Annotated in this window: 18 protein-coding genes and 1 pseudogene; all 19 read right to left on the minus strand. The window is 70.5% G+C overall.

What is annotated here, in order from left to right; translation table 11 throughout:
• Positions 1–1,424 (minus strand): 2-oxoacid:acceptor oxidoreductase subunit alpha (locus AB0M70_RS11190; RefSeq protein ID WP_365818819.1); only part of this gene is annotated, 1,424 nt, incomplete at its 3' end.
• A 93-nt stretch (positions 1,425–1,517) separates the two neighbouring features.
• Positions 1,518–2,492: a Gfo/Idh/MocA family oxidoreductase gene (locus AB0M70_RS11195; RefSeq protein ID WP_365818821.1), complete on the minus strand. Its 975-nt coding sequence runs from the start codon at positions 2,490–2,492 to the stop codon at positions 1,518–1,520.
• On the minus strand, positions 2,492–3,898 hold the full coding sequence (locus AB0M70_RS11200; protein WP_365818823.1) for an NDP-hexose 2,3-dehydratase family protein: 1,407 nt from the start codon (positions 3,896–3,898) through the stop codon (positions 2,492–2,494). Before AB0M70_RS11200 ends, AB0M70_RS11195 begins: the two co-directional genes overlap by 1 nt.
• A 39-nt stretch (positions 3,899–3,937) precedes the next feature.
• A complete protein-coding gene (locus AB0M70_RS11205; RefSeq protein ID WP_365818825.1) occupies positions 3,938–4,714 on the minus strand; it encodes an NAD-dependent epimerase/dehydratase family protein in 777 nt (258 codons plus the stop codon).
• Positions 4,711–6,015 carry a lipopolysaccharide biosynthesis protein RfbH gene (gene rfbH, locus AB0M70_RS11210; RefSeq protein ID WP_365818827.1) on the minus strand — a complete coding sequence of 435 codons (1,305 nt, stop codon included), beginning with the start codon at positions 6,013–6,015 and terminating at the stop codon, positions 4,711–4,713. Before rfbH ends, AB0M70_RS11205 begins: the two co-directional genes overlap by 4 nt.
• A 31-nt stretch (positions 6,016–6,046) precedes the next feature.
• Positions 6,047–7,030, minus strand: coding sequence for a dTDP-glucose 4,6-dehydratase (gene rfbB, locus AB0M70_RS11215; protein ID WP_365818829.1), 984 nt, complete (start codon positions 7,028–7,030; stop codon positions 6,047–6,049).
• Positions 7,027–8,085, minus strand: a complete 1,059-nt coding sequence (locus tag AB0M70_RS11220; RefSeq protein WP_365818831.1) for a glucose-1-phosphate thymidylyltransferase — start codon at positions 8,083–8,085, stop codon at positions 7,027–7,029. The genes rfbB and AB0M70_RS11220 overlap by 4 nt, the downstream gene beginning before the upstream one ends.
• A gap of 92 nt (positions 8,086–8,177) precedes the next feature.
• Positions 8,178–8,762 carry a dTDP-4-dehydrorhamnose 3,5-epimerase family protein gene (locus AB0M70_RS11225; RefSeq protein ID WP_365818833.1) on the minus strand — a complete coding sequence of 195 codons (585 nt, stop codon included), beginning with the start codon at positions 8,760–8,762 and terminating at the stop codon, positions 8,178–8,180.
• A gap of 15 nt (positions 8,763–8,777) precedes the next feature.
• Complete coding sequence (locus AB0M70_RS11230) at positions 8,778–9,932, minus strand: nucleotide disphospho-sugar-binding domain-containing protein (protein ID WP_365818835.1); 1,155 nt, start codon at positions 9,930–9,932, stop codon at positions 8,778–8,780.
• A gap of 245 nt (positions 9,933–10,177) precedes the next feature.
• Positions 10,178–11,035 carry an NAD(P)H-binding protein gene (locus AB0M70_RS11235; protein ID WP_365818837.1) on the minus strand — a complete coding sequence of 286 codons (858 nt, stop codon included), beginning with the start codon at positions 11,033–11,035 and terminating at the stop codon, positions 10,178–10,180.
• 54 nt (positions 11,036–11,089) lie between these two features.
• Positions 11,090–12,631 (minus strand): acyl-CoA carboxylase subunit beta, encoded by a 1,542-nt coding sequence (locus AB0M70_RS11240; protein WP_365818839.1) that lies wholly within the window; start codon positions 12,629–12,631, stop codon positions 11,090–11,092.
• A 12-nt stretch (positions 12,632–12,643) separates the two neighbouring features.
• Complete coding sequence (locus tag AB0M70_RS11245) at positions 12,644–14,032, minus strand: MFS transporter (RefSeq protein ID WP_365818841.1); 1,389 nt, start codon at positions 14,030–14,032, stop codon at positions 12,644–12,646.
• A gap of 1 nt (position 14,033) precedes the next feature.
• Positions 14,034–16,340, minus strand: a pseudogene (locus tag AB0M70_RS11250) (SDR family oxidoreductase); the annotation flags it as partial.
• Complete coding sequence (locus AB0M70_RS11255; protein WP_365818842.1) at positions 16,328–17,272, minus strand: aromatase/cyclase; 945 nt, start codon at positions 17,270–17,272, stop codon at positions 16,328–16,330. The pseudogene AB0M70_RS11250 and the gene AB0M70_RS11255, both read right to left, overlap by 13 nt.
• Positions 17,273–17,316: 44 nt before the next feature.
• Complete coding sequence (gene fabG / locus AB0M70_RS11260; protein WP_365818844.1) at positions 17,317–18,102, minus strand: 3-oxoacyl-ACP reductase FabG; 786 nt, start codon at positions 18,100–18,102, stop codon at positions 17,317–17,319.
• 24 nt (positions 18,103–18,126) lie between these two features.
• Complete coding sequence (locus AB0M70_RS11265; RefSeq protein ID WP_365818846.1) at positions 18,127–18,399, minus strand: acyl carrier protein; 273 nt, start codon at positions 18,397–18,399, stop codon at positions 18,127–18,129.
• 118 nt (positions 18,400–18,517) lie between these two features.
• The gene (locus AB0M70_RS11270; RefSeq protein WP_365818848.1) at positions 18,518–19,732 is read right to left on the minus strand and encodes a ketosynthase chain-length factor; all 1,215 of its coding nucleotides are present in this window, start codon (positions 19,730–19,732) and stop codon (positions 18,518–18,520) included.
• Positions 19,729–21,000, minus strand: a complete 1,272-nt coding sequence (locus AB0M70_RS11275) for a beta-ketoacyl-[acyl-carrier-protein] synthase family protein (protein WP_365818850.1) — start codon at positions 20,998–21,000, stop codon at positions 19,729–19,731. The genes AB0M70_RS11270 and AB0M70_RS11275 overlap by 4 nt, the downstream gene beginning before the upstream one ends.
• Positions 20,997–21,326 (minus strand): TcmI family type II polyketide cyclase, encoded by a 330-nt coding sequence (locus tag AB0M70_RS11280; protein WP_365818852.1) that lies wholly within the window; start codon positions 21,324–21,326, stop codon positions 20,997–20,999. Before AB0M70_RS11280 ends, AB0M70_RS11275 begins: the two co-directional genes overlap by 4 nt.
• Positions 21,327–21,374 lie beyond the last annotated feature (48 nt).

The following is a 21,374-nucleotide window of genomic DNA, read 5'->3' on the forward strand; positions in this document are numbered from 1 at the left end:
ATGCCGCCGATGCGGTGTTCGAGACCGGGCGTGCCGGGGATCGCCCAGGGGCGCGCAAGCGTCTCCGGGTCGCGCTTGTAGGGCCAGAAGACCTCCGTACCGTCCTCCAGAACATGGTTCGTCCCGGAGGCGAAAGCGACCCGGAGATCCGGCAGCTGGTCCTGCTCAGGCACTCGCCAGGGCTCGGAACCGTTGGCCAGATAGCCGTCGCTCAGCAAGAACACCGGCGTGCGATAGGTGACCGCGATCCGGGCCGCCTCAAGCGCCGCGTCGAAGCAGTCCGCCGGCGTCTTGGGCGCCACGATCGGCACCGGCGCCTCACCGTTGCGCCCGAACATGGCCTGCAGCAGGTCCGCCTGCTCGGTCTTCGTCGGCAGACCCGTCGAAGGACCACCGCGCTGGATGTCCACGATCAGCAGCGGAAGCTCCAACGACACCGCGAGCCCGATCGTCTCCGACTTCAACGCCACACCGGGCCCCGACGTCGTCGTCACCGCCAGCGAACCGCCGAACGCCGCACCCAGCGCCGCCCCGATCCCCGCGATCTCGTCCTCGGCCTGGAACGTGCGCACACCGAAGTTCTTGTGCTTGCTCAGCTCGTGCAGGATGTCCGAGGCCGGAGTGATCGGATACGAGCCCAGGTAGAGCGGCAGATCCGCTTGCCGGCCCGCCGCGATCAGCCCGTACGACAAGGCCAGATTCCCCGAGATGTTGCGGTAGGACCCAGGCGGAAAGGCGCTGGTCGCCGGAGCGATCTCGTACGAGACCGCGAAGTCCTCAGTCGTCTCGCCGAAGTTCCAACCCGCTCTGAACGCGGCAATGTTGGCCTCGGCGATGTCCGGCTTCTTGGCGAACTTCGTCCGCAGGAACTTCTCCGTGCCCTCCGTCGGCCGGTGATACATCCACGACAGCAGACCCAGCGCGAACATGTTCTTGCTGCGGCCCGCGTCCTTGCGCGAGAGGTCGAACTCCTTGAGCGCCTCGACCGTCAGCGTCGTCAGCGGCACCGGGTGGACGCTATAGCCGTCCAGCGAACCGTCTTCCAGCGGCGAGACCTCGTAGCCGACCTTCTGCATCGCCCGTTTGGAGAACTCGTCCGTGTTGACGATGATCTCCGCGCCGCGCGGCACATCGGCGATGTTCGCCTTCAGTGCCGCCGGATTCATCGCCACCAGGACGTCCGGCGCGTCGCCCGGCGTGAGGATGTCGTGGTCGGCGAAATGCAGCTGGAAGGAGGAGACACCCGGCAGTGTCCCGGCAGGAGCACGGATCTCGGCGGGAAAGTTCGGCAGTGTCGAGAGATCGTTCCCGAAGGACGCCGTCTCCGAAGTGAACCGGTCGCCGGTGAGCTGCATGCCGTCACCCGAGTCACCCGCGAAACGGATGATCACCCGGTCGAGGCGGCGGATCTCGTTCTGCTTCAAGGTAGTCGCCCTTTCCGGAGGCGGTAGCAACGAGCGCTGGAAGGTGCGGAGTTGATGACCGCAGAGAAAAAGTCGGACCGTCCGGCCCGGCCGCTAGGCCGGCTCGCCCGCAGCCCGCCGCACCCCGTCCAGGAGCTCCGCCTGCCGCAGGCACACGGGATCCGGCGTGGACCGCGCGCGTACGCCGTCCACGAAGGCCGCGACCGTGCGGGCGACCTGGTCCGCGGGCGGCAGCTGGATCACTTCGGTCCCGGAGCGGCGCTCGACGCGGATCTCCGGCACGAAGTCCGCGGGCGGCGTGAAGGCACGCTCCACGGTGATGCGGCCCTCGCTCCCCCACAGTTCGTAGGAGGACCGGTAGGCGTGGTCGAGCCCGAAGACCAGCCGGGCGCCGATGCCGCCGGGTGTGCCCAGGAGGGCGTGCCCCGTGGTGTCCACCTCGCGGCCCTGGCCCCGGCCGAGCAGCGCGCCGCGGACTTCGAGGCCGTCGCCCAGGAAGTGCAGGGCGGCCCGGACCGGGTAGACGCCGGTGTCCCAGAGGGCGCCGCCGCCGAGGTCCGCGCGGTGCCTGATGTCGTCGTCCGGCAGGCGCGGGATGGCGAACGCGGCCTGGAAGGACCGCAGTTCACCGATGGCGCCGTCGGCGACGAGCTTGAGCACCGCGTCGTGCAGCGGATGATGGACGAACATCACGTTCTCCATCATGAAGAGCCCCGACTCCCGTGCCAGCGTGACCAGTCGGCGGGAGCTCTCCAGGTCGGTCGTCAACGGCTTCTCGGCGAGTACGTGCTTTCCCGCGCGCAGTGCCGCCTCGGTCCACTCCGCGTGCAGGGCGGCGGGCAGCGGGAGGTAGACCGCGTCGATGTCGTCGCGGTCGAGCAGCCGCTGGTAGCCGTGCACGGGCTCGGCGCCGTAGGTGCCGGCGAGCTCCTCGGCCCTGCCCGCGTCCCGGCTGGCGATCGCGGTGATCCGGATGCCGTCCGTAGCCGCCATGGCGGGCAGCACGCGCCGCCGGGCGATGTCCGCGCAGCCCAGCAGGCCGACTCGTATGCCGCCCTTCTGGCCCATCAGGACCGCCCCGCGAGTGCGTTGAGGCAGAGGAGCAGCGTGCGGGCCTGGACGTTGAGGTAATGGCCGTGCCTGAGCAGGGAGTTGAGCTGGTCGCGGGCGATCCAGCGGTATCCGGGGGGAGCCTCGACGGGCACCGTCTCCTCGTCCGCCTCGACGATGAGGTAGCGGCTCTCGGCGTTGAGGAAGCGGCCGCCCTCCTCCGAGTGCACCGCCTCGTAGCGGATCTGCGAGGGGGTCGCGGCCAGGACCAGGTCGAGGAAGGGCGGGCGGTACTCGCCTTCCAGGTAGGCGTAGTTGTCGGGGGTGTGCATGACGGTGGGCGCGAGTTCCACCGTGTCCAGGAGGCCGCCCTCGACGCGCGCCTCCATCAGGACGTGCGGCACTCCGCCGATGCTGCGCGTCACGAAGGCCGTGACGCCGAGGCCGTGCGGTTCGAACACCGGCTGGGTCCAGCCGGTCACCTCCCGGCTGCCGGCCTCCACGCGCAGGGCCACCACGCTGAAGTGGCGTCCCTCCTCGTGGTCGATGGACATGTCGCCGCGCTTCCAGCCGCTCGCCTCGTCCAGCGGAACGCGTTCCGCGTGGACGTCGTGGCGGGCGCGCTCGGCGGTGAACCAGGACAGGACGTCGGTGTCCGAGTGCAGTGCGCCCTCGTCCTCCTGGGGCAGCGGCGCACAGGCGAGGACGGTCCTGGTGTCCATGTTGATGACGTTGTCGCGGCGCAGGAGTTCACCGATCTGGCCGAGGGTCAGCCAGCAGAAGTCCGGGTCGAGCGGAACGTCGTCGACGGCCTCGACGATCATGTTGCGGTTGCTCTTGCGGAAGAACCACGCGCCGTGCTCGGACTGCAGTGAGTCGGCGATGACCCGGCCGCGGTCGGGCTGCGTGAAGTACTCGATGTACTTCACGTCGGCGCCCTTGTGCACCTTGGTGTAGTTGCTGCGGGTGGCCTGGACGGTCGGCGACAGCTGGAGCAGGTTGCGGTTGCCGGGCTCCATCTTGGCCTGCATCAGGAAGTGCAGGACCCCGTCGAACTCCTTGACGAGCAGGCCGAGGATGCCCACCTCGGGCTGCTTGATGGTGGGCTGGTACCACTCGCGGTGCGGTCCGGTGTCGCGGGTGACGTGCAGGCCCTCGACGGTGAAGAAGCGGCCGCTGCGGTGCACGAGGTTCCCGGTGCCGGCCTCGAACGACCAGCCGTCCAGGCCGCTGAAGGGTATGCGTTCGACCTTGAAGTGGTGCGCGCGGCGCCGCTCGTCCAGCCAGTCGGCGAAGTCGTCGGTGCGCAGCCGCGCACCCTGCTCCGTCGCGGCCGACCGCGCCATGCGGTGGGCGACGGCCGGGTCTTCACGCGACGTCAGCGTGGTCGGCCGGGGGGTCGGCCTGCCGGGTGGGGGGTACATGGGTCTCACTCCTTGCGGATCACGGGCGGAAGGCGCGGGTCAGGACGGGGTGGGGACGGTGGCGCGGTCGACGCCCGCGGAGTCGAGGAAGGCGTCGAGGACCTGCCGGTAGTACGTCGGGGTGAAGCCGAGCCGGGCCGTCTCGGGCACGAGGCGCCGCAGCTTCTCCGTGCAGATGACGTGGTGCGCCCCGGCGTCGCGGTATTCGCGCTCGACGTCGAGGCCGAGCCGCTCCTGGAGGTGGTCGACGATGTGGTCCACCGGTACCGCCTCCCCCGACGCCACGTTGACCGTCTCGCCGCGTACGCCGCGTTCCAGGAGGCAGTCGATGACGGTGACCACGTCCGCGACGTCGATGAGGTCGCGGGTGGCGCCCCGGTGGACGCGGACCGCGCCCTCCAGGACCTGGCGGAGCAGCGAGGGCATCAGCTGGTGCGGCGGCTGTCCTGGCCCCACCAGGTGGCCGAGGCGCAGGATGAGGTAGTCCGCTCCTGAGGCCTTGAGCCGCTGCTCCAGGGCGAACTTGTGGGCCCCGTAGGGGGTGCAGGGCGTGATCGGGCTGTCCTCGCGTCCCGTGCCGCCCCCTTCTCCGTACATCCCCGTGGACGCCGTGGAGAAGAACAGGAGGCGGCGCCCGGTGGTCCGGCACCGTGCGGCGACCTCGTCAAGGAGTGCGGACTCCCGGGCGAAGTCGTCGTCCGAGGTGCCGCCGGCCCAGGAGACACCGGCCGCGAGGACGGCGGTGTCGGTGTGCCGGTCGGCGATGGGCCGGAGGTTCCGGGCGAGAAAACCGTTTCCGACGATTTCCATGGTCATCCACGGGCTCCCACGAATTCCTTGATCGAGGAGACGACGTAGTCGAGCATCTCCTCGGTCAGGCCGGGGTAGACCCCGATCCAGAAGGTCTGCTCGGTGATGATGTCGCTGTTGGTCAGTTCGCCGACGACGCGGTGCGGCTGGCCTATGTAGGCCGGGTGGCGGGTGAGGTTGCCGGCGAAGAGTCGGCGGGTGCCGATCTTGCGGCCCTCCAGGAAGTCCACCAACTCGGCTCGGGTGAACGGCGCTTCGGGTGACACGGTGAGGGCGAAGCCGAACCAGCTCGGGTCGCTGCGCGGGGTGGCCCGCGGAAGCAGCAGGTGCGGGAGGCCGTCGAGGCCGTCGTACAGGTGCTTGAAGTTCTTGCGGCGCGCGGCGCAGAAGTCGTCGAGCTTGGCCAGCTGGGTCAGGCCGAGCGCGGCCTGCAGGTCGGTGGCCTTCAGGTTGTAGCCGACGTGCGAGAAAATGTACTTGTGGTCGTAGCCGGCGGGCAGCGTGCCCATCTGGTACTTGAACCGCTTGAGGCACTTGTTGCTCTCGCCCGGCTCGCACCAGCAGTCACGGCCCCAGTCGCGCAGCGACTCCACGATCCGGGCGAGCGCCAGGTTCGAGGTGAGGACGCAGCCGCCCTCGCCCATCGTCAGGTGGTGCGCGGGGTAGAAGCTGACGGTCGTCATGTCGCTGAAGGTGCCGGTGAGCTGACCGTCGTACGTCGAGCCGACGGCGTCGCAGTTGTCCTCGATGAGGAACAGGTCGTGGTCCTCGGCGAGTTGGGCGATCTCGGCGACCTCGAAGGGGTTGCCGAGGGCGTGCGCGATGATGATGGCGCGGGTCTTGGGGCCGATGGCCTGGGCGACCCGGTCGGCCGTCGTGTTGTACGTGCCGAGCTCGACGTCGACGAAGACCGGTATGAGGCCGTTCTGCAGGATCGGGTTGACGGTGGTGGGGAAGCCCGCGGCGACCGTGATCACCTCGTCGCCGGGGCGCAGCCGCCGGTCCTCCAGGAGGTGTGAGGTGAGGGCCGTGGTGGCGAGCAGGTTGGCCGACGAGCCGGAGTTCGTCAGGTGGGCCTTGCGCCGCTTGAGCTTGCGCGCGAACTGCGACTCGAACTTGCGGGAGCTGCGCCCCGCCGCGATCCGCATGTCCAGGGCGGCCTCGACCAGGGCGAGGCGGTCCTCCTCGTCCAGGACGGCGCCGGACGGCCAGATCTCGGTGGTGCCGGGGACGAAGCCCCTGTCGTCCTGGACGTCCCGGTGATACTTGCGGACTTCGTCCATGACGAGTTCCTTGTGCAGGCTCATGCTGTTGTGCCCTTCCTGAGGTGATGCTCCGTCATGCCCGGTCCGCCGCGATGGCCTTGGAGTGCTGCCACCAGTCGGTGTTCTTGCGGTACCAGTCGACGGTGTCGGCGAGGCCCTGCTCGAAGGAGACGCTCGGCGCGTATCCGAGCTGCTCGGCGATCTTGGTCTCGTCGAGCGAGTAGCGCAGGTCGTGCGCCTTGCGGTCGGGGACGCGGCGCACGCTCGTCCAGTCCCTGCCGGTGAGTTCCAGCAGCCGCTCGGTGATGGCGCGGTTGGTGCGTTCGTTGCCGCCGCCGACGTTGTAGACCTCGCCGGCCTGGCCCTTGTTCAGGACGAGGTCGATCGCGCGGCAGTGGTCGTCGACGTGCAGCCACTCGCGTACGTTGGCGCCCTCTCCGTAGAGCGGCACGGTGAGGCCGGCCAGCAGGTTGGTCACGAAGAGCGGGATGAGCTTCTCGGGGTGCTGGTAGGGCCCGTAGTTGTTGGAGCAGCGCGTGATCGACAGGTCGATCCCGTGGGTGCGCCAGTACGAGCGGGCGACGAGGTCGGACGCGGCCTTGGAGGCGGCGTACGGGGAGTTGGGCGCCAGGGGCCAGGTCTCGGTCCAGGAGCCCTCGTCGATGGAGCCGTAGACCTCGTCGGTGGAGACGTGCACGACGCGCTCGACGCCGCTGGCCAGGACCGCTTCGAGCAGGGACTGGGTGCCGAGCACGTTCGTGCGGACGAATTCCGCGGCCGACTCCAGGGAGCGGTCGACGTGCGACTCGGCCGCGAAGTGCACCACGGCGTCATGACCGGGCAGCAGCTGGCGCAGCAGGTCCCCGTCGAGGATGTCGCCCTGGACGAACGTCAGCCGGGGGTCGTTCGCCGGCAGGCTCTCGCGGTTGCCCGCGTAGGTGAGCTTGTCGACGACGGTGACGTGGGCGCCCTCCCAGCCCGCGTACTGGTCCTGCAGAAGGGTGCGTACATAGTGCGAGCCGATGAATCCGGCGCCGCCTGTGACCAGGATCTTCATGCTGCTGCCACCTCTACGCTGGTGTGGTCACCGACAACGAGCCGGTGCTGGGCCGCCTGTCCGACGGTCGCGGACCTTCCGATCACCGAACCGTGCAGACCACGGACCTCGGTGACCGTCGCGCCGTCGAGGGCGATGGATTCGTCCATGTGGGTGCCGCGCAGGACGCAGTCCTTGCCGATGGACGTGTAGGGGCCGACGCGGCTGTCCTCCACCAGCGTTCCGGCACCGATGATCGCCGGGCCTTCGACGGTGGAGCGGACGATGCGGGCACCGGCCTCCACGATGACCTGGCCGGTGATGACGCTCGTGGCGTCGACCTCGCCCAGGATGTCGGGCTTCACGTCGTCGAGGAGCTTGCGGTTGCACGCCAGTACGTCGTCGACGCGGCCGGTGTCCTTCCAGTAGCCCTCGTACTGGCTGGCGCGCACGTCGGCGCCGTCGGTGAGGAGCCACTGGATGGCGTCGGTGATCTCCAGTTCGCCGCGTGCGCTGGGCTCGATGGAGGCGACGGCCCGGTGGATGGCCGGCGTGAAGAAGTACACGCCGATCAGGGCGAGGTCACTGCGGGGCTCCTTGGGCTTCTCGACCAGGCGGGTCACCCGGCCCTCGGAGTCGAGCTCGGCGACGCCGAACGCGGAGGGGTCGGCCACCTTGTGGACGACCACCTGGGCCGCGGGGCGGTCCGCCGTGAACTGTGCCGCGATCTCCCCCACGCCGTCGGGGAGCATGTTGTCGCCGAGGTACATCACGAAGTCGTCGTCCCCGAGGAAGGGCCGGGCGAGCGAGACGCAGGCGGCGAGTCCGGTGGGGTTCTCCTGCGGGATGTACGTGATCCGGACGCCGAGCGCCGATCCGTCGCCGACGGCCGCCTCGATCTGCTGGGCGCCGCCACCGACGATGACGCCGATCTCGGTGACGCCGAGGTCCCGGATGTTCTCGAGGACGTGCTGGAGAACCGGCTTGTTGGCTATCGGAATGAGCTGTTTGGGCATCGAGTAACTGAACGGGCGCAGGCGGGTGCCCGACCCGCCCGACAACACCAGGGCCTTCATGAAGATGTCCTCCTCATTGCGGCGCCCGCTCGGGGCGGTGGCCGCTTGTGGCTGAATTCCGGCGGAATTCCGATTGAATTCCGCGGTCGCGCCTATACGTAGGACTTGTGGGGTTCATAGGGCATGAGCAGCCCGGCGGCCGCCGCCTGTGCCGCCGTCGGCGCCTTGGCGTCCTTGTCGGAGATGAGCGGCGGCTCCGTGAAGCCCCAGGGCAGGGCGAGTTCGGGGTCGAGCGGATCGATGTCGACCTGGGTGCCCGGCACATGGGCCGTGGAGAGGACGTAACAGATGCAGGCGTCATCGGTGAGGGTGAGGAAGCCGTGGCCGACGCCTTCGGGGACGAAGACCGAGGTGCCCGCGTCGGCGTCCAGTTCGTTGCTCACGTGGCGTCCGTACGTGGGCGACCCGAGGCGCAGGTCGACCAGGATGTCGCGCAGGACGCCCCGGACGCTGGTGACGAACTTCGCCTGGCCCGGCGGGTTGGTGACACTGTGGATGCCCCGCAGCGTGTTGCGCCGGGAGACGGAGTAGTTGATCTGCCGTGGGGTGAAGGGGCGGCCCGCGGCCTTCTCCAGTTCCTCGGTCCGCAGCCCTTCGTAGAACGACCCTCGTTCGTCGCGCAGATGGTTGGGTTCGATGGCGAAGGCGCCGGGGATCTCCAGCTCGGTGATGCGCACGTGTGCTCCAGGTCCTCAGAGGTTCGCCAGGTCGTCGACGACCCCGGCCGGCGTGGGCATCAGCAGCATCTCGGCGCGCAGCCGCCCGGCCGCTTCGGTGTACCGGGGGTCGTCCAGGAGGTCGGTCAGGGCGTCCCGCAGCCGCTTGGGCGCGTCCTGCGTCTCGGCCGTGTCCAGCGCGACGGCGGCGCCCAGGTGCGCCAGGCGGTCGCCGTGACCGAAGTTGTCGGCGATCTGCGGCAGCACCAGCTGCGGAAGTCCCGCGAGGGTGGCCGTCATGGAGGTGCCGGAGCCGCCGTGGTGCACCACTGCGGCGCAGTGGTCGAGAAGCAGCCCGAGCGGAACGGAGCCGACACACCGGATGCGGGCGGGCACCTCGCCGACCAGGCCGCGGAACTCCGCGGGCAGTGTGGCGAGCACCTCGATGTCCGGCATCTCGCCGATGGCCCGCAGCAGCCGGACGACGAACCCGGCGCCGTTGAGCCGCAGCGTGCCGCCCAGCGACAGGCCGACGCGCCGCCGGCCGTCCTGCGGCGCCTCCCACGGGAAGTCCTCGGGAAGCCGCCAGTTGGCGCTGTACGGCACATGCCTGACCGGGAGGCCCGGCTCGGCGCCCGGCTGCTGGAGCGAGGGCGGGCAGGGGTCCAGGATGACGGCCGGGTCGGGCAGCGCGCCGACGCCGAGCTCCTCGCACAGCTCCCGCAGGTTCTCCCTGGCGAGGCCGCGCGCCGCCGACGCCAGGCTGTCGACGCCCCACCTGTGGTGGACGACGGGCACGTCGAGTGCCCGGCCGATGACGAGGGTGCTGTATTCCAGCGGGTCGCCGACGATCAGATCGGGGCGGTAGGCCCGCGCGAAGTCCAGGTGACCCCGGACCACCCGTGCCGCGTGGCCCGACCACGCCTGGGCGTAGCCCTCGATCCGCAGCCGCTCCCGCGGGCGGACCTGCAGCGGGCGCTGCCACGGTTCGAGCCCCCGCAGCAGCACGGCCTCGCCGTCGAACGCGGCTCCGCTCTGCCGGCCGACGAACCCGGAGGCCCGTACGGCGTCGTCGATGTCCGGCTGTCCCGCCACCACCACGTCGTGTCCGGCGCCGCGCAGCGCCCAGGCGAGGGGCGCGAGCGGCGTGAAATGGCTCGCGGAAGGAGTGCTGATGAATAGGACGCGCATTAACTCTTCTCCAGAGTGCGGGACTTCATTGCGAAGCCGCTGTGACCGCGCCGCCGGCGGTTTGAATTCCGGCGTGCGAGGAAAATGCGAGGGCAGCCGATAAGCAGGGCAGCTGATGAAAGACTCTTGGGTGCGCGGCAACCCCGTCAACACACTTCACCTGGAATTGACGCGGACCGGACCGGGCGGTGAGGTTCTGTCATGCGTCGCATTCCGCACGGAAAAACGGGTGCCCGTGAGTGGGGTCAGCGGAACGCGTCCGGCCGCTCCTGGACCCACTGGCGGAAGGTGCGCGCGGGCCGTCCGGTGACGTCCGCCACGACCGTGGAGCCGACCTCGGGCTCCTTCGTCAGCATCGCGAAGTAGTCGAGTGCGCCGTCCGCGTACGAGGGCGGCCAGCCGGTGTCGACCATGGCCCGGCGGGCGTCGTCGTGCTCGATGTCCTGCCAGCCGAGCTCGCGGCCGATGACCTCGCCGATGACGCGGACCTGTCCCTCCTGGGAGAGCTCCTCGGGCCCGGACACCAGGTACTTCTGTCCCGCGTGGCCGTCCTGGGTCAGCGCGGCGGTGCCGACGGCGGCGAGGTCGCCCTCGTGGACGGAGGTGCGGGTCGCGGCGCCGTAGGGGAAGTGGACGACGCCGCCGTCGCGGATCTGGCCGGCGAAGCCGAGGGCGTTGGCGTGGAAGCCGGTGGTGCGCAGGAACGTCCAGTCCAGGCTCGTTTTCTCGACGATCGACTCCAGGTAGGCGTGGCAGTTGTTGTCGACCGGTTCGAGGCCGATGTGCACGCCGACCGAGGAGACGACGGCGATACGGCTCGCGTGTGCCTCGATCTTGCGCAGCACGGCGGGCGCGGTCGTGACGTCGAGGGCGAAGAACGGCCACATCCAGAAGACGCCGTCGACGCCGTCGAGCGCGGCGTCCAGGCTGTCGGGGTCGCCGAGGTCCCCGTAGTGGATCTCGGTGCCCTCGGGGAGGCGGCCGATGTTCGGGTCGTCCTCGAGCACCAGGGCGCGGACGGTGGCGCCGGCCTTCTGCAGCTCGGCGACGGCGTGCGGGCCGACGTTGCCGGTGGCGCACGTGACCAGGATGGTTTCGGGCATGGGTGTGTCCTTCTCGTACGTGGGTGGGGTGTGGTGCGGGCCGACGGAACGCGCCTACTGGGGCGGGTTTCCGTGCTTCCGCGACGGCAGGTCGGCGTGCTTGGCCCGGAGCATCGCCAGGGAGCTCGTGAGCACCCTGCGGGTGTCGCGCGGGTCGATCACGTCGTCGACGAGCCCGCGCTCGGCGGCGTAGTACGGGTGCATCAGCTGCTCCCGGTACTCCTCGATCTTCGTCTGCCGCAGTGCTTCGGGGTCGTCGGCGGCGGCGATGTCCCGGCGGAAGATGACGTTGGCGGCGCCTTCGGCGCCCATCACCGCGATCTCGTTGCTGGGCCAGGCGAGGGCCAGGTCCGCGCCGATGGAGCGGGAGTCCATCACGATGTACGCGCCGCCGTAGGCCTTGCGCAGCACCAGGGAGATGCGCGGCACCGTCGCGTTGCAGTAGGCGTACAGGAGCTTGGCGCCGCGCCGGATGATGCCGTTGTGCTCCTGGTCGACGCCGGGCAGGAAGCCCGGTACGTCCACCAGGGTCACCAGCGGGATGTTGAACGCGTCGCAGAACTGGACGAAGCGGGCGCCCTTCTCCGAGGCCTCGATGTCCAGGACTCCGGCCATGGCCTTGGGATTGTTGGCGACGACACCGACGACCTGGCCGTCCAGGCGGGTCAGCGCGCAGACCAGGTTGGGCGCCCAGGCGGCGTGCACCTCGAAGTACTCGCCGTCGTCGACGATCTCCTCGATGACCTCCCGCACGTCGTACGAGCGTCCCGGCTCGCTCGGCACGATGTCGAGGAGCGCGTCCGTCGGACGGTCGGCCGGGTCGTCGCTGGGCTGCACGGGCGACAGTTCACGGTTGTTGGCGGGCAGCAGGGACAGCAGGTAGCGGACGTCCTCCAGGCAGCTCTCCTCGTCGTCGTACGCGAGGTGTGCGACGCCCGAGGTCCCGGCGTGCACGTCGGCGCCGCCCAGGCCGTTCTGGCTGATCTCCTCGCCGGTCACCGCCCGCACCACGTCCGGTCCGGTGATGAACATCTGCGAGGTCTCGCGCACCATGAACACGAAGTCGGTCAGGGCGGGCGAGTAGGCCGCTCCCCCGGCGCACGGGCCGAGCATCACGGAGATCTGCGGGATGACACCGGAGGCGCGTGTGTTGCGCCGGAAGATGCCTCCGTACCCGGCGAGCGCGGTGACGCCCTCCTGGATGCGGGCCCCCGCGCCGTCGTTGAGCGAGACGAGCGGGGCGCCGGCCGACGCGGCCAGGTCCATCACCTTGTGGATCTTCTCGGCGTGCGCCTCTCCGAGCGCGCCGCCGAAGATGCGGAAGTCGTGGGCGTAGACGAAGACGGTGCGGCCCTGGACGTTGCCCCAGCCGGTGACGACACCGTCGGTGTGGGGCTTCTTGCTCTCCAGGCCGAAGCCGGAGGCCCGGTGTCTGCGCAGGGTCTCGATCTCGTTGAACGAGCCTTTGTCCAGGAGGAGTTCGATGCGCTCGCGGGCGGTGAGTTTCCCCTTGGCGTGCTGTGCCTCGGTGGCTTTCTCGCTCGGCCCCGCGAGTGCTCTCTCCTTCAGCTCGAGCAGTTCTTCCAGCTGTTGCAAGGCAATGCTCCTTCACGATCGGCGTAGAGGTCTCAGTGCGGCGAGCAGCCCGACCGCGCCGGCCCCGGTCACCAGGGCCATGGCCGTGCGGCTGCCGTGCGCCGTCAGGAGCGCGGCGGTCGGCGCGATCACCAGGACGGCGCCGCTCTGCACGGCGGTCTGGTAGGTCGCGACGGCCGGGCCGCGCTCGGCGGGTGCGATGCCCGCGACGGCCTGGGTGTTGAGCGCCGCGAAGGCGCACACGAAGCCGGCCCCCACCAGGAGCAGCGTGGGCAGGACTCCGGTGGCGTACGTCGCGTGCGCGGGGTCCCGCAGGTACAGGACGTATCCGATGAGGGGCGCGGTGGCGCCGATGACGATCAGGCGGGGTGCTCCGAAGCGCTGGACCATGCGCCCCGACGACAGGGCCGTCAGAGCCAGGGGCGCGCTCGCGGGCAGCAGCGCGAGGCCCGTGCGCAGCGGCCCCCAGCCCTGCGCCGCCTGCCACTGGTAGGTGACGACGAACAGCAGCCCGAGGAAGGAGCCGTTGAGGGCGGCGGCGCCCACGGCCGAGCGGAGCAGTGGCCCGTGGCGCAGCAGCGAGGCCCGTACCAGCGGTTGGCGCGCACGCCGTTCGGCGAGGCAGAACGCGGCCAGGAGCGCGAGCGCCGACAGCGCGGCGCCCACGGTCCGTACGTCGGCCCACCCCCGCTGCGTGACGGTGACGACGGTGAGGACGAGGGCGAGCAGCCCTCCGGTCAGGGTGAGCGCCCCCGCCACGTCCAACTGCCGTCTGTCCGCGCCTTGTTCGCGTCCGGTTTCCGCGTCGCCGGGGATGAGTCTCCGGCCCAGGACGAGCAGTGCGAGCACGACCGGAGCGGGGAACATCATGGTCCAGCGCCAGTCCACCTCGGTGAGCAGCCCCGAGAGGATGAGCCCGGCCGTGAAGCCGCACCCGCCGAAGAGGGTGTAGACCGACACGGCCCGGTCCCGGTCCGGCCCCGCCCTGAAGGTGGCGCCGATGATGGCGAGCCCGGTCGGCGCGGTCAGTGCCGCACAGAATCCCTTGACGAAGCGGGTCGCGAGCAGCGTCGCCGGATCCCCCGCGAACCCCGCGACGAGCGAGGCCGCGGCGAAACCGAACAGCGCCCACAGGTAGACGCGCCGCCGCCCGAGCAGGCCCACGACCCGTCCCGCGAACAGCATCAGACCGCCGAAGCCGACGGCGAAGCCGGTCATCGTCCACTGCGCGGCAGCGGGTGTCAGACGCAGGTCCGCGCCGATCGACGGCACGGCCACCACCATCACCGACACCTCCAGGGCGTCGATGAGCATGTTGCCCGCGAGGACGATCAGCAGCCCCCACAGACGCGGGCCCCAGGCCCCGGGGGCCCGGGGCCCGGCCGTGGCCGCGGCGGTCACGTCAGCCAAGGAGGGTGCCGCCGGTGGCGTCCACGAAGGAGCCGGTGATCCAGCGGGCCTCGTCGGAGGCGAGGAAGGCGACGACGTCGGCGATGTCCTCGGGCTCGCCGACCCGGTTGAAGGCGGAGAGGCCCGCCATCTGCTCGACGGCCTCGGGTATGTCGAACACGGGGGTGCCGTTGCGGGTGATGCCGGGCGCCACGCTGTTGATCGTGATGTTGCGCGGGCCCAGGTGCTTGGCGAAGTGCAGGGCCAGCTGCTCCACCGCGCCCTTGGTCATCGCGTAGGCGATCTCGGACGGGTTGGCGCACCGGGTCAGGCCGGAGGAGATGTTGATGATGCGGCCGCCGCTCGGCAGGTTCTTCAGCGCGCGCTGGATGATGAAGAACGGTGCCCGCGCGTTGACCGCGAAGAGCCGGTCGAACGCCTCCGGGGTGGTCTCCTCCGCGGCGACACCGCCCATGACACCGGCGTTGTTGACGAGGATGTCTAGCGTCGTGGATCCCGTGCGCTCCTTGAGGCCGGCCTCCAGGCCCAGGAACAGCTCGTGCACGTCGCCCGGGACGCCGAGTTCGGCGCGGATCGCGAAGGCCCGGCCGCCCTCCTTCTCGATGGTGGCGACGGTCTCCTCGGCGGCCTCCTTGTTGCTGGTGTAGTGGACGGCGACCAGTGCGCCGTCGCGTGCGAGGCGCAGGGCCGTCGCGCGGCCCATGCCACGGCTCGATCCCGTGACCAGGGCGGTCTTTCCTTCAAGCCTGCTCATGCTGTTTCTCCTGTGGTCGGCTGATGTGGCGGCTCGGGTCGTCCCGAACCAGCGCTTCAGAGCGGCGCGCAGACCGTCCCCTTCCGTGCCCGTCCAGGCGACGTGGCCGTCGGGGCGTACGAGGACCAGGCCGGCGTCGTCGAGATCCGTGCCGGACGCTCGGGCCGCCGTGACGGTGACCCGGTCGTGCCAGGGCTCGCTCAACTCCCGTACGGCGGCGTGCTGTTCCGGTTCGTCCCGTAGGTCGATGAGCAGTCCACGGCCGGTGCGCAACAGGGCCGTCGTGGTCACCGGGCCTTCGGGCGTGGTGAGTTCGGTGTGCGGGAGGCGGGCCCCCAGGAGCGGGGACGGCCCTTCGCCGACGTCGTAGCGCACGTCCAGGCCCGAGACCATGCCCGCCAGGTGCTCCCGCGCGGGGCGGCTCGCGACGAGTTCGCCGACCACCGCCCGCACGGGCTCCACCTCGGGGCCGCCGAGCAGCAGCATGGCCTGGGCCTTGATGTTGGTCAGGACCCGCTGCCCGACCGCGTGCCGCTCCTCGTGATAGCTGTCGAGCAGACCGTCCGACGCCTTGCGCGCGACCTGGACGGCCAGCTTCCAGCCGAGGTTGACGGCGTCCTGGAGGCCGAGGTTGAGGGCCTGGCCGCCGATCGGCATCTGCTGGTGCGCCGCGTCACCGGCGAACAGCACCCGTCCCTCGCGGTAGCGGGTGAGCTGGCGGCTCGCGTCCCCGAAGGAGTTGATCCACCGCGGGGTCCCGCCGCTGATGTCCTCCCCGGTGACCCGGCGCCATACCGCGCACAGTTCGTCGAACGACGGCTCGCCGGTGCGCGCGCCGGCCGGGCGGCCGAACTCGTGCACCATGACGCGCGTGACACCGTCGTCCCTGCGCGCCGCGATGGCGAGCCCCTTCTCGAGCCGCTCGAAGCGCCGGTTGGGTACGTCGATTCCGTCGACGTCCGCCCGGATCAGCTCACGCCCGGCGTCCGTACCGGGGAAGTCGGCCCCGGTCAGGCGCCGCACGGCGCTGTTCTCGCCGTCGCAGCCGACGACGCACAGGGCGCGCAGCCGCACGGTGCCCTCGGGCCCCGCCGCCTCGACCTCGACGTGGTCGTCCTCGACGGACAGCGCGCGCACCTCGTGCCCGCGCCGCAGATCCGCGCCGAGGGACAGCGCCCACTCCCGCAGGACCTCTTCGGTGCGGGTCTGCGGAACCTTCCACTGGCCGGGGTAGGGGCTCGGCAGTGTCAGGTCGAGCGGGATGCCGCCGAAGTGGCCGCGGGGCTCGTTCGGCGGCGTCCCGAACTTCTCCAGGAGGCCGCGGCTGTCGAGGATCTCCATGGTCCTGGCGTGCAGGGTGGAGGCCCGCGACTCCGTTGTCGGGGCCTTCCTGCTCTCCAGGACGATGACGTCGGCGCCGCCGAGCCGCAGCTCCCCGGCGAGCATCAGACCCACGGGACCGGCACCCACGACGATGACCTGACTGTCCAGGTGCTGGTCCCGGTGGCGGTCGTGCTGGTGCGACGGCATGGTCAGCGCCTCGACTCCGCGTAGTCCTTGGCATGGCCGAGGGTGGCGCGGCTGTTGGTGCTGAGCGCCGAGTGCACGTACTCCCTGGCGTCGGCGACCGTCGCGTCCGGACCGAGGATCCGGGCGATGTTGTCCGGGTTCAGGACCACCGTGTGCTGGGACGACGCGGCGGCTCCGGTGCCGTTCTCCTCGAACGTCCAGTAGCCGGTGTGCAGCGTCATCAGGGCCGGCAGGGTGACCTGCTTGTAGGCGATCTTGTGGTGCTCGAACGTCACCCGGTACGACTTCGTGGTGTGGGTGGAGCCGTCCTTCGCTTTGGTGTCCATCTCCAGGGTCTGCAGGCCCGGGGTGTCCTCGTCGAGGCGGACCTTGGCCACGTGCGGCAGACGCTCCGCCCACAGGTCGGCCTCGTTGATGAAGCCGTACACGTCCTTGGCCGAGCCCTCGATCTGCACGGTGTCCTCGAAGGAGAACGTCAACTCCTCGGCGGCGTGCGCCCGTTCGACGTTCTCCTTCAAGGCGGCCAGCTCGGAGCGCGAGTTGCGGTCGACCGCCTCGTCGATCCACTTCAGGCCCGCGGGGTCGTCGTCGACCGCGCGGTAGTCGTGCAGAAGGCGTATCCGGGACGAGGTCGCCGAGAGCGCCTCGATGATCCAGGTGCCGCCCATCGAGGCGACGGGGGGCGTGGAGACCGTCTGCCGGAAGGTGATCCGCCGGGTTTCGGGATCGAGGGTGCGGCGCGACGACCAGTTCTTGGCCTCGCCGTTGGCGGTCGCCCAGATTCTGATGAGCTCCTCGTTCCCGCTGCTCTCCACCTGGTCGACGTAGATCGTCGGGGGGAAGATGCGCGGCCAGTTCCGTACCTCCGCGATCAGCCGGTACACGGCATCGGCCGGTGCCTCCACACTGATCTCGTGCTCCACCTCACGCAGGCCGTGCTGCGACATGTTCACGCTCCTTGACTGTTGGTCGGGTCGGTGCCGCTCGCGGCTCAGAAGTTGCCGAGGCCGCCGCAGACGTTGAGGGCCTGCGCGGTGATGGATCCGGCGGTGTCCGACGCGAGGTATCCGACGAGACCGGCGACCTCTTCGGGCGTGGAGTAGCGGCCGAGCGGGATCTTGGACTGGAACTTGGCGAGGATGGCGTCCTCGGAGGTGTCGTAGGCGGCGGCGTACCCCTCGCGCACGCGCTGCGCCATCGGCGTCTCGACGTACCCGGGGCAGACCGCGTTGACGGTGATGCCGGTCGGGGCGAGCTCGTTGCCGAGCGACTTGGTGAAGCCGACGACGCCGTGCTTGGACGCCGAGTAGGGCGCGCCGAGCACCACGCCCTGCTTGCCGGCGGTCGAGGCGATGTTGATGATGCGGCCGCGGTCCTTGTGCCGCATGCCGCCGGTGTTGAGCACCTCGCGGGTCATGCGGAAGACACTGTTGAGGTTGGTGTCGATGACGTCGTGCCACAGCTCGTCGGTGAGGTCGGCGGTCACACCGCCGCCGCTGCGCCCGGCGTTGTTCACCAGGACGTCGACGGTGCCGAAGCGGTCGACCGCCGCCTGCACGAAGGCCTTGACGGCTGCCTCGTCGCGTACGTCGAGGACGGCGCCGTCGGCGTCGAGTCCCTCGTCCTGCAGCTGTTTGACGGTCGCGGCGACGTTCTCGGCGTCACGCGCGCCGATGAAGACCTGGTGTCCCTGGGTGGCGAGGAGCCGGGCGGCGGCGAGGCCGATCCCGCTGGTGGCTCCGGTGATGAGGGCGACGCGCTGGTTGTCCTGTGCCATGGTGTTCGGATCTCCCTTGATGGGTCAGGCGGCGGTGGCCGTGGGGGCGAGCTGCGCGCCGACCGCTTCGATGAACCTGCGGGGGGTGGCGGCGTCGGTGACCATGTCCTCGTCGAGGGTCACGCCGTACTCGCGCTCTATTCGGCTGCTCGTCTCGAGCATCGCGAGCGACTCGTAACCCAGGTCTTCGAACGGGGTGTCGAGGATGTCGCCGTCGAGGTCGACGCCCTCCGCGGCGCCCGCGCCTTCGAGGAGGATGCGCTTGAGGTCTTCGAGGGTGAAGCGATGTGCGGACACGTTGTTCCCTTTCGTGGTGCGGTCAAGTGGGGTGGTGCCGCGGCAGAGGTGGGGTGCCGCGCGCCCCGCCGGCCTCGCGGGGGATGTGGGGGACGGCGGGGCGCTGTCTGTGGGCCGCCTAGTCGGCGGCGCGGACGACCAGGGCGGAGTTGAAGCCGCCCTCGCCGCGGGCCAGGACCAGCGCGGTGCGCACCTCGGCGGGGCGCGGCTGGTTCACGACCAGGTCGAGGCCGTAGGCGGCGTCGGGCGCCACGTTCACGGTGGGCGGGATCAGGCCCTCGTCGATGGCGAGCAGCGCGGCGGCCACGTCCAGCGGGGCCGCGCCCGAGTAGAGCCGTCCCGTCATCGTCTTCGGCGCGGTGACCACGACTTGGCCGCGGCCGAAGACCGCGTTGACGGCCTCCGCCTCGATCCGGTCGAGTTCGGGCACGGCGGCGGCGTCCGCGAAGACGACGTCGACGTCCTCGGGGGCCACGTCGGCGTCCGCGAGTGCGATCTCGATGGCCTTGCGCAGGCCGGGCTCGCGTCCGCTGCCCGGCTTCGGGTCGAAGGTCGAGCCGTACCCCGCGATGGAGCCGTAGATCTTCGCGCCACGCCTACGGGCGGCCTCCTCGTCCTCCACGACGAGGATCGCGCCGCCCTCGCCGGGCACGTGCCCCGCGGCGTCGGCGTCGAACGGCAGGTAGGCGCGGTTGGGCTGGTCCTCGGTGCTGATCCGGCCACCGGCCAGCTGCGCCACCCAGCCCCAGGGGCAGATGGAGGCGTCGATGGAACCGGAGACGATCAGGCTGGTGCCCTTGCGTATCTGGCGGCGCGCCTGGGCGAGCGCGTCGAGGCCGCCCGCCTGGTCGCTGACGACGACCCCGCTCGGGCCCTTCATGCCGTTGCGGATGGAGATCTGGCCGCTGTTGACGGCGTAGAACCAGGCGAAGGACTGGTACGCGGACACGTACTGGCTGCCCTTGCCCCACAGCTTCTCCAGCTCGCCCTGCCCGAACTCGAAGCCGCCCGACGAGCTCGCCGTGATGACGCCCATGTCGTACTCGGACATCTTCTCCGGCTCGACGCCCGCGTCGGCGAGCGCCCAGTCGGTGGCGACGAGCGCGATACGCGTCATCCGGTCGGTCTGCGGCAGGAGCCTGCTGGGCAGTTGGTCCTCGGCGACGAAGCCGGGGACCTCGCCCGCGAGCGTGGCCGGGTAGGGCGTCGGGTCGAAGTGGGTGACGCGCCCGATGCCGCTCTTGCCGCTGCGGGTGGCCGCCCAGTAGTCGTCTGTGCCCAGGCCGTTGGGGGATGCGATGCCCAGGCCCGTGACCACGGCGGAGGCTGTCATGCGCCCTTCCTCTCGGGGTTGGCGAGCACCATGGCGCTCTGGAATCCGCCGAACCCGCTGCCGACGGTCAGGACGGTGTCCGTGCGCTGGTCGCGCGCCGTGATCGGCACGTAGTCGAGGTCGCACTGCGGGTCGGGGGTGTGCAGGTTGGCGGTCGGGGGCACCACGTCGTACTCCATGGCCAGCGCGGACGCGGCGATCTCTATGGAGCCGATCGCGCCCAGCGAGTGGCCCACCATCGACTTGATGGAGCTCACCGGCGTGCGGTACGCGTGGTCGCCGAGGGCCTTCTTGAAGGCCGCGGTCTCGTGCCGGTCGTTCTGCTTGGTGCCGGAGCCGTGCGCGTTGATGTAGTCGATCTGGTCGCCGTTCATCCGCGCCTCGTCGAGCGCGACCCGGATCGCCTCGGCCATCTCCGCGCCGTCGGGCCGCAGACCCGTCATGTGGTACGCGTTGCTGCGCGCCCCGTAGCCCGCGATCTCGGCGTAAATGTGGGCGTGCCTGCGCCGCGCGCTCTCCAGCTCCTCGAGGACGAAGACGGCGGAGCCCTCGCCGAGGACGAAGCCGTTGCGGGTGTTGTCGAAGGGCCGTGACGCCTCCCCGGGTGCGTCGTGGCGCGGGGTGGTGGCCTTGATCGCGTCGAAGCAGGCCAGCGTGATCGGTGAGATCGGCGCGTCGGACGACCCGGCGATCATGACGTCGGTGCTGCCCTCGCGGATGAGTTCCACCGCGTGGCCCACCGAGTCGATGCCGGAGGTGCAGCCCGTGGACACCACGGTGGCGGGGCCCTCGGCGCCGACGGCCCAGGCGACCTCGGCGGCGAACGAGCTGGGCACCAGGAAGTTGTAGAGGTGCGGCACGGCGTACGCGTGGTCGACGAGGTTGAGCCGGCCGCCGTCGCTGACGACGCGGTACTCCTCGTCGAGGCCCGTCGTCGCGCCGACCGCGCTGCCGATGGTCACGCCGACGCGGTGGGGGTCGTGGGCCCCGAGTTCCACGCCGCTGTCGGCGACCGCCTCGCGCGTCGCCACGACGGCGAGCTGCGCGGCCCGGTCCATGCGCCGGATCTCCTGCGGGCTCAGGCCCTGCGCCTCGGCGTCGAAGTCGATCTCGGCGGCGACCCGGGAGCGGAAGGGCTCCGGGTCGAAGAAGGTGATGCCGCGCGTCGCCGTACGGCCCTCGCTGAGCAGACCCCAGAAGTTCTTGGTCCCGATGCCGCCCGGGGCGACGACACCGATCCCCGTGATGACGACCCGGCGACCCGTCACTGGGAGGCCTCCCAGTTGTAGAAGCGCTTGGCCATGGCGTCGGCGGGCGAGCGCCAGGTCGCCGGGTCGTACGCCTCGATGAACGGCTTGAGGTCCTGGCTGATGCCGACGAACCGCGGGTCGGTCTTGGCCTCCTCGATCAGCTCGCCGCCGTTGTCCTGGTCGAAGTCCTGCAGATGGAAGTACAGGCCGCGGTACGAGAACAGCTGGCGTCGGCGGGTGCCCATCCGGTGCGGCATCTCGGTGTCGTCGAACTCGCCGAACAGGCGGGCCACGTCGACCCCGGAACCGGGGTCCATCCGGGCCACGATCAGTGTGCTGTGCATGTCTTCTCTCTCCTCGACCACCGGATCGGTCCGGTCGTCGTGCGTGTG

The organism is Streptomyces sp. NPDC051214 (genome assembly GCF_040682375.1).
Taxonomy (GTDB): Bacteria; Actinomycetota; Actinomycetes; order Streptomycetales; family Streptomycetaceae; genus Streptomyces.

What these genes read in the sequence shown, in the direction of transcription:
- AB0M70_RS11195 (WP_365818821.1), bottom strand. Translation starts at nt 2,492, where the DNA reads ATGGGCCAGAAGGGCGGCATACGAGTCGGCCTGCTGGGCTGCGCGGAC.
- AB0M70_RS11200 (WP_365818823.1), bottom strand. Translation starts at nt 3,898, where the DNA reads ATGTACCCCCCACCCGGCAGGCCGACCCCCCGGCCGACCACGCTGACG.
- AB0M70_RS11205 (WP_365818825.1), bottom strand. Translation starts at nt 4,714, where the DNA reads ATGACCATGGAAATCGTCGGAAACGGTTTTCTCGCCCGGAACCTCCGG.
- rfbH (WP_365818827.1), bottom strand. Translation starts at nt 6,015, where the DNA reads ATGAGCCTGCACAAGGAACTCGTCATGGACGAAGTCCGCAAGTATCAC.
- rfbB (WP_365818829.1), bottom strand. Translation starts at nt 7,030, where the DNA reads ATGAAGATCCTGGTCACAGGCGGCGCCGGATTCATCGGCTCGCACTAT.
- AB0M70_RS11220 (WP_365818831.1), bottom strand. Translation starts at nt 8,085, where the DNA reads ATGAAGGCCCTGGTGTTGTCGGGCGGGTCGGGCACCCGCCTGCGCCCG.
- AB0M70_RS11230 (WP_365818835.1), bottom strand. Translation starts at nt 9,932, where the DNA reads ATGCGCGTCCTATTCATCAGCACTCCTTCCGCGAGCCATTTCACGCCG.
- AB0M70_RS11235 (WP_365818837.1), bottom strand. Translation starts at nt 11,035, where the DNA reads ATGCCCGAAACCATCCTGGTCACGTGCGCCACCGGCAACGTCGGCCCG.
- AB0M70_RS11255 (WP_365818842.1), bottom strand. Translation starts at nt 17,272, where the DNA reads ATGTCGCAGCACGGCCTGCGTGAGGTGGAGCACGAGATCAGTGTGGAG.
- fabG (WP_365818844.1), bottom strand. Translation starts at nt 18,102, where the DNA reads ATGGCACAGGACAACCAGCGCGTCGCCCTCATCACCGGAGCCACCAGC.
- AB0M70_RS11270 (WP_365818848.1), bottom strand. Translation starts at nt 19,732, where the DNA reads ATGACAGCCTCCGCCGTGGTCACGGGCCTGGGCATCGCATCCCCCAAC.
- AB0M70_RS11280 (WP_365818852.1), bottom strand. Translation starts at nt 21,326, where the DNA reads ATGCACAGCACACTGATCGTGGCCCGGATGGACCCCGGTTCCGGGGTC.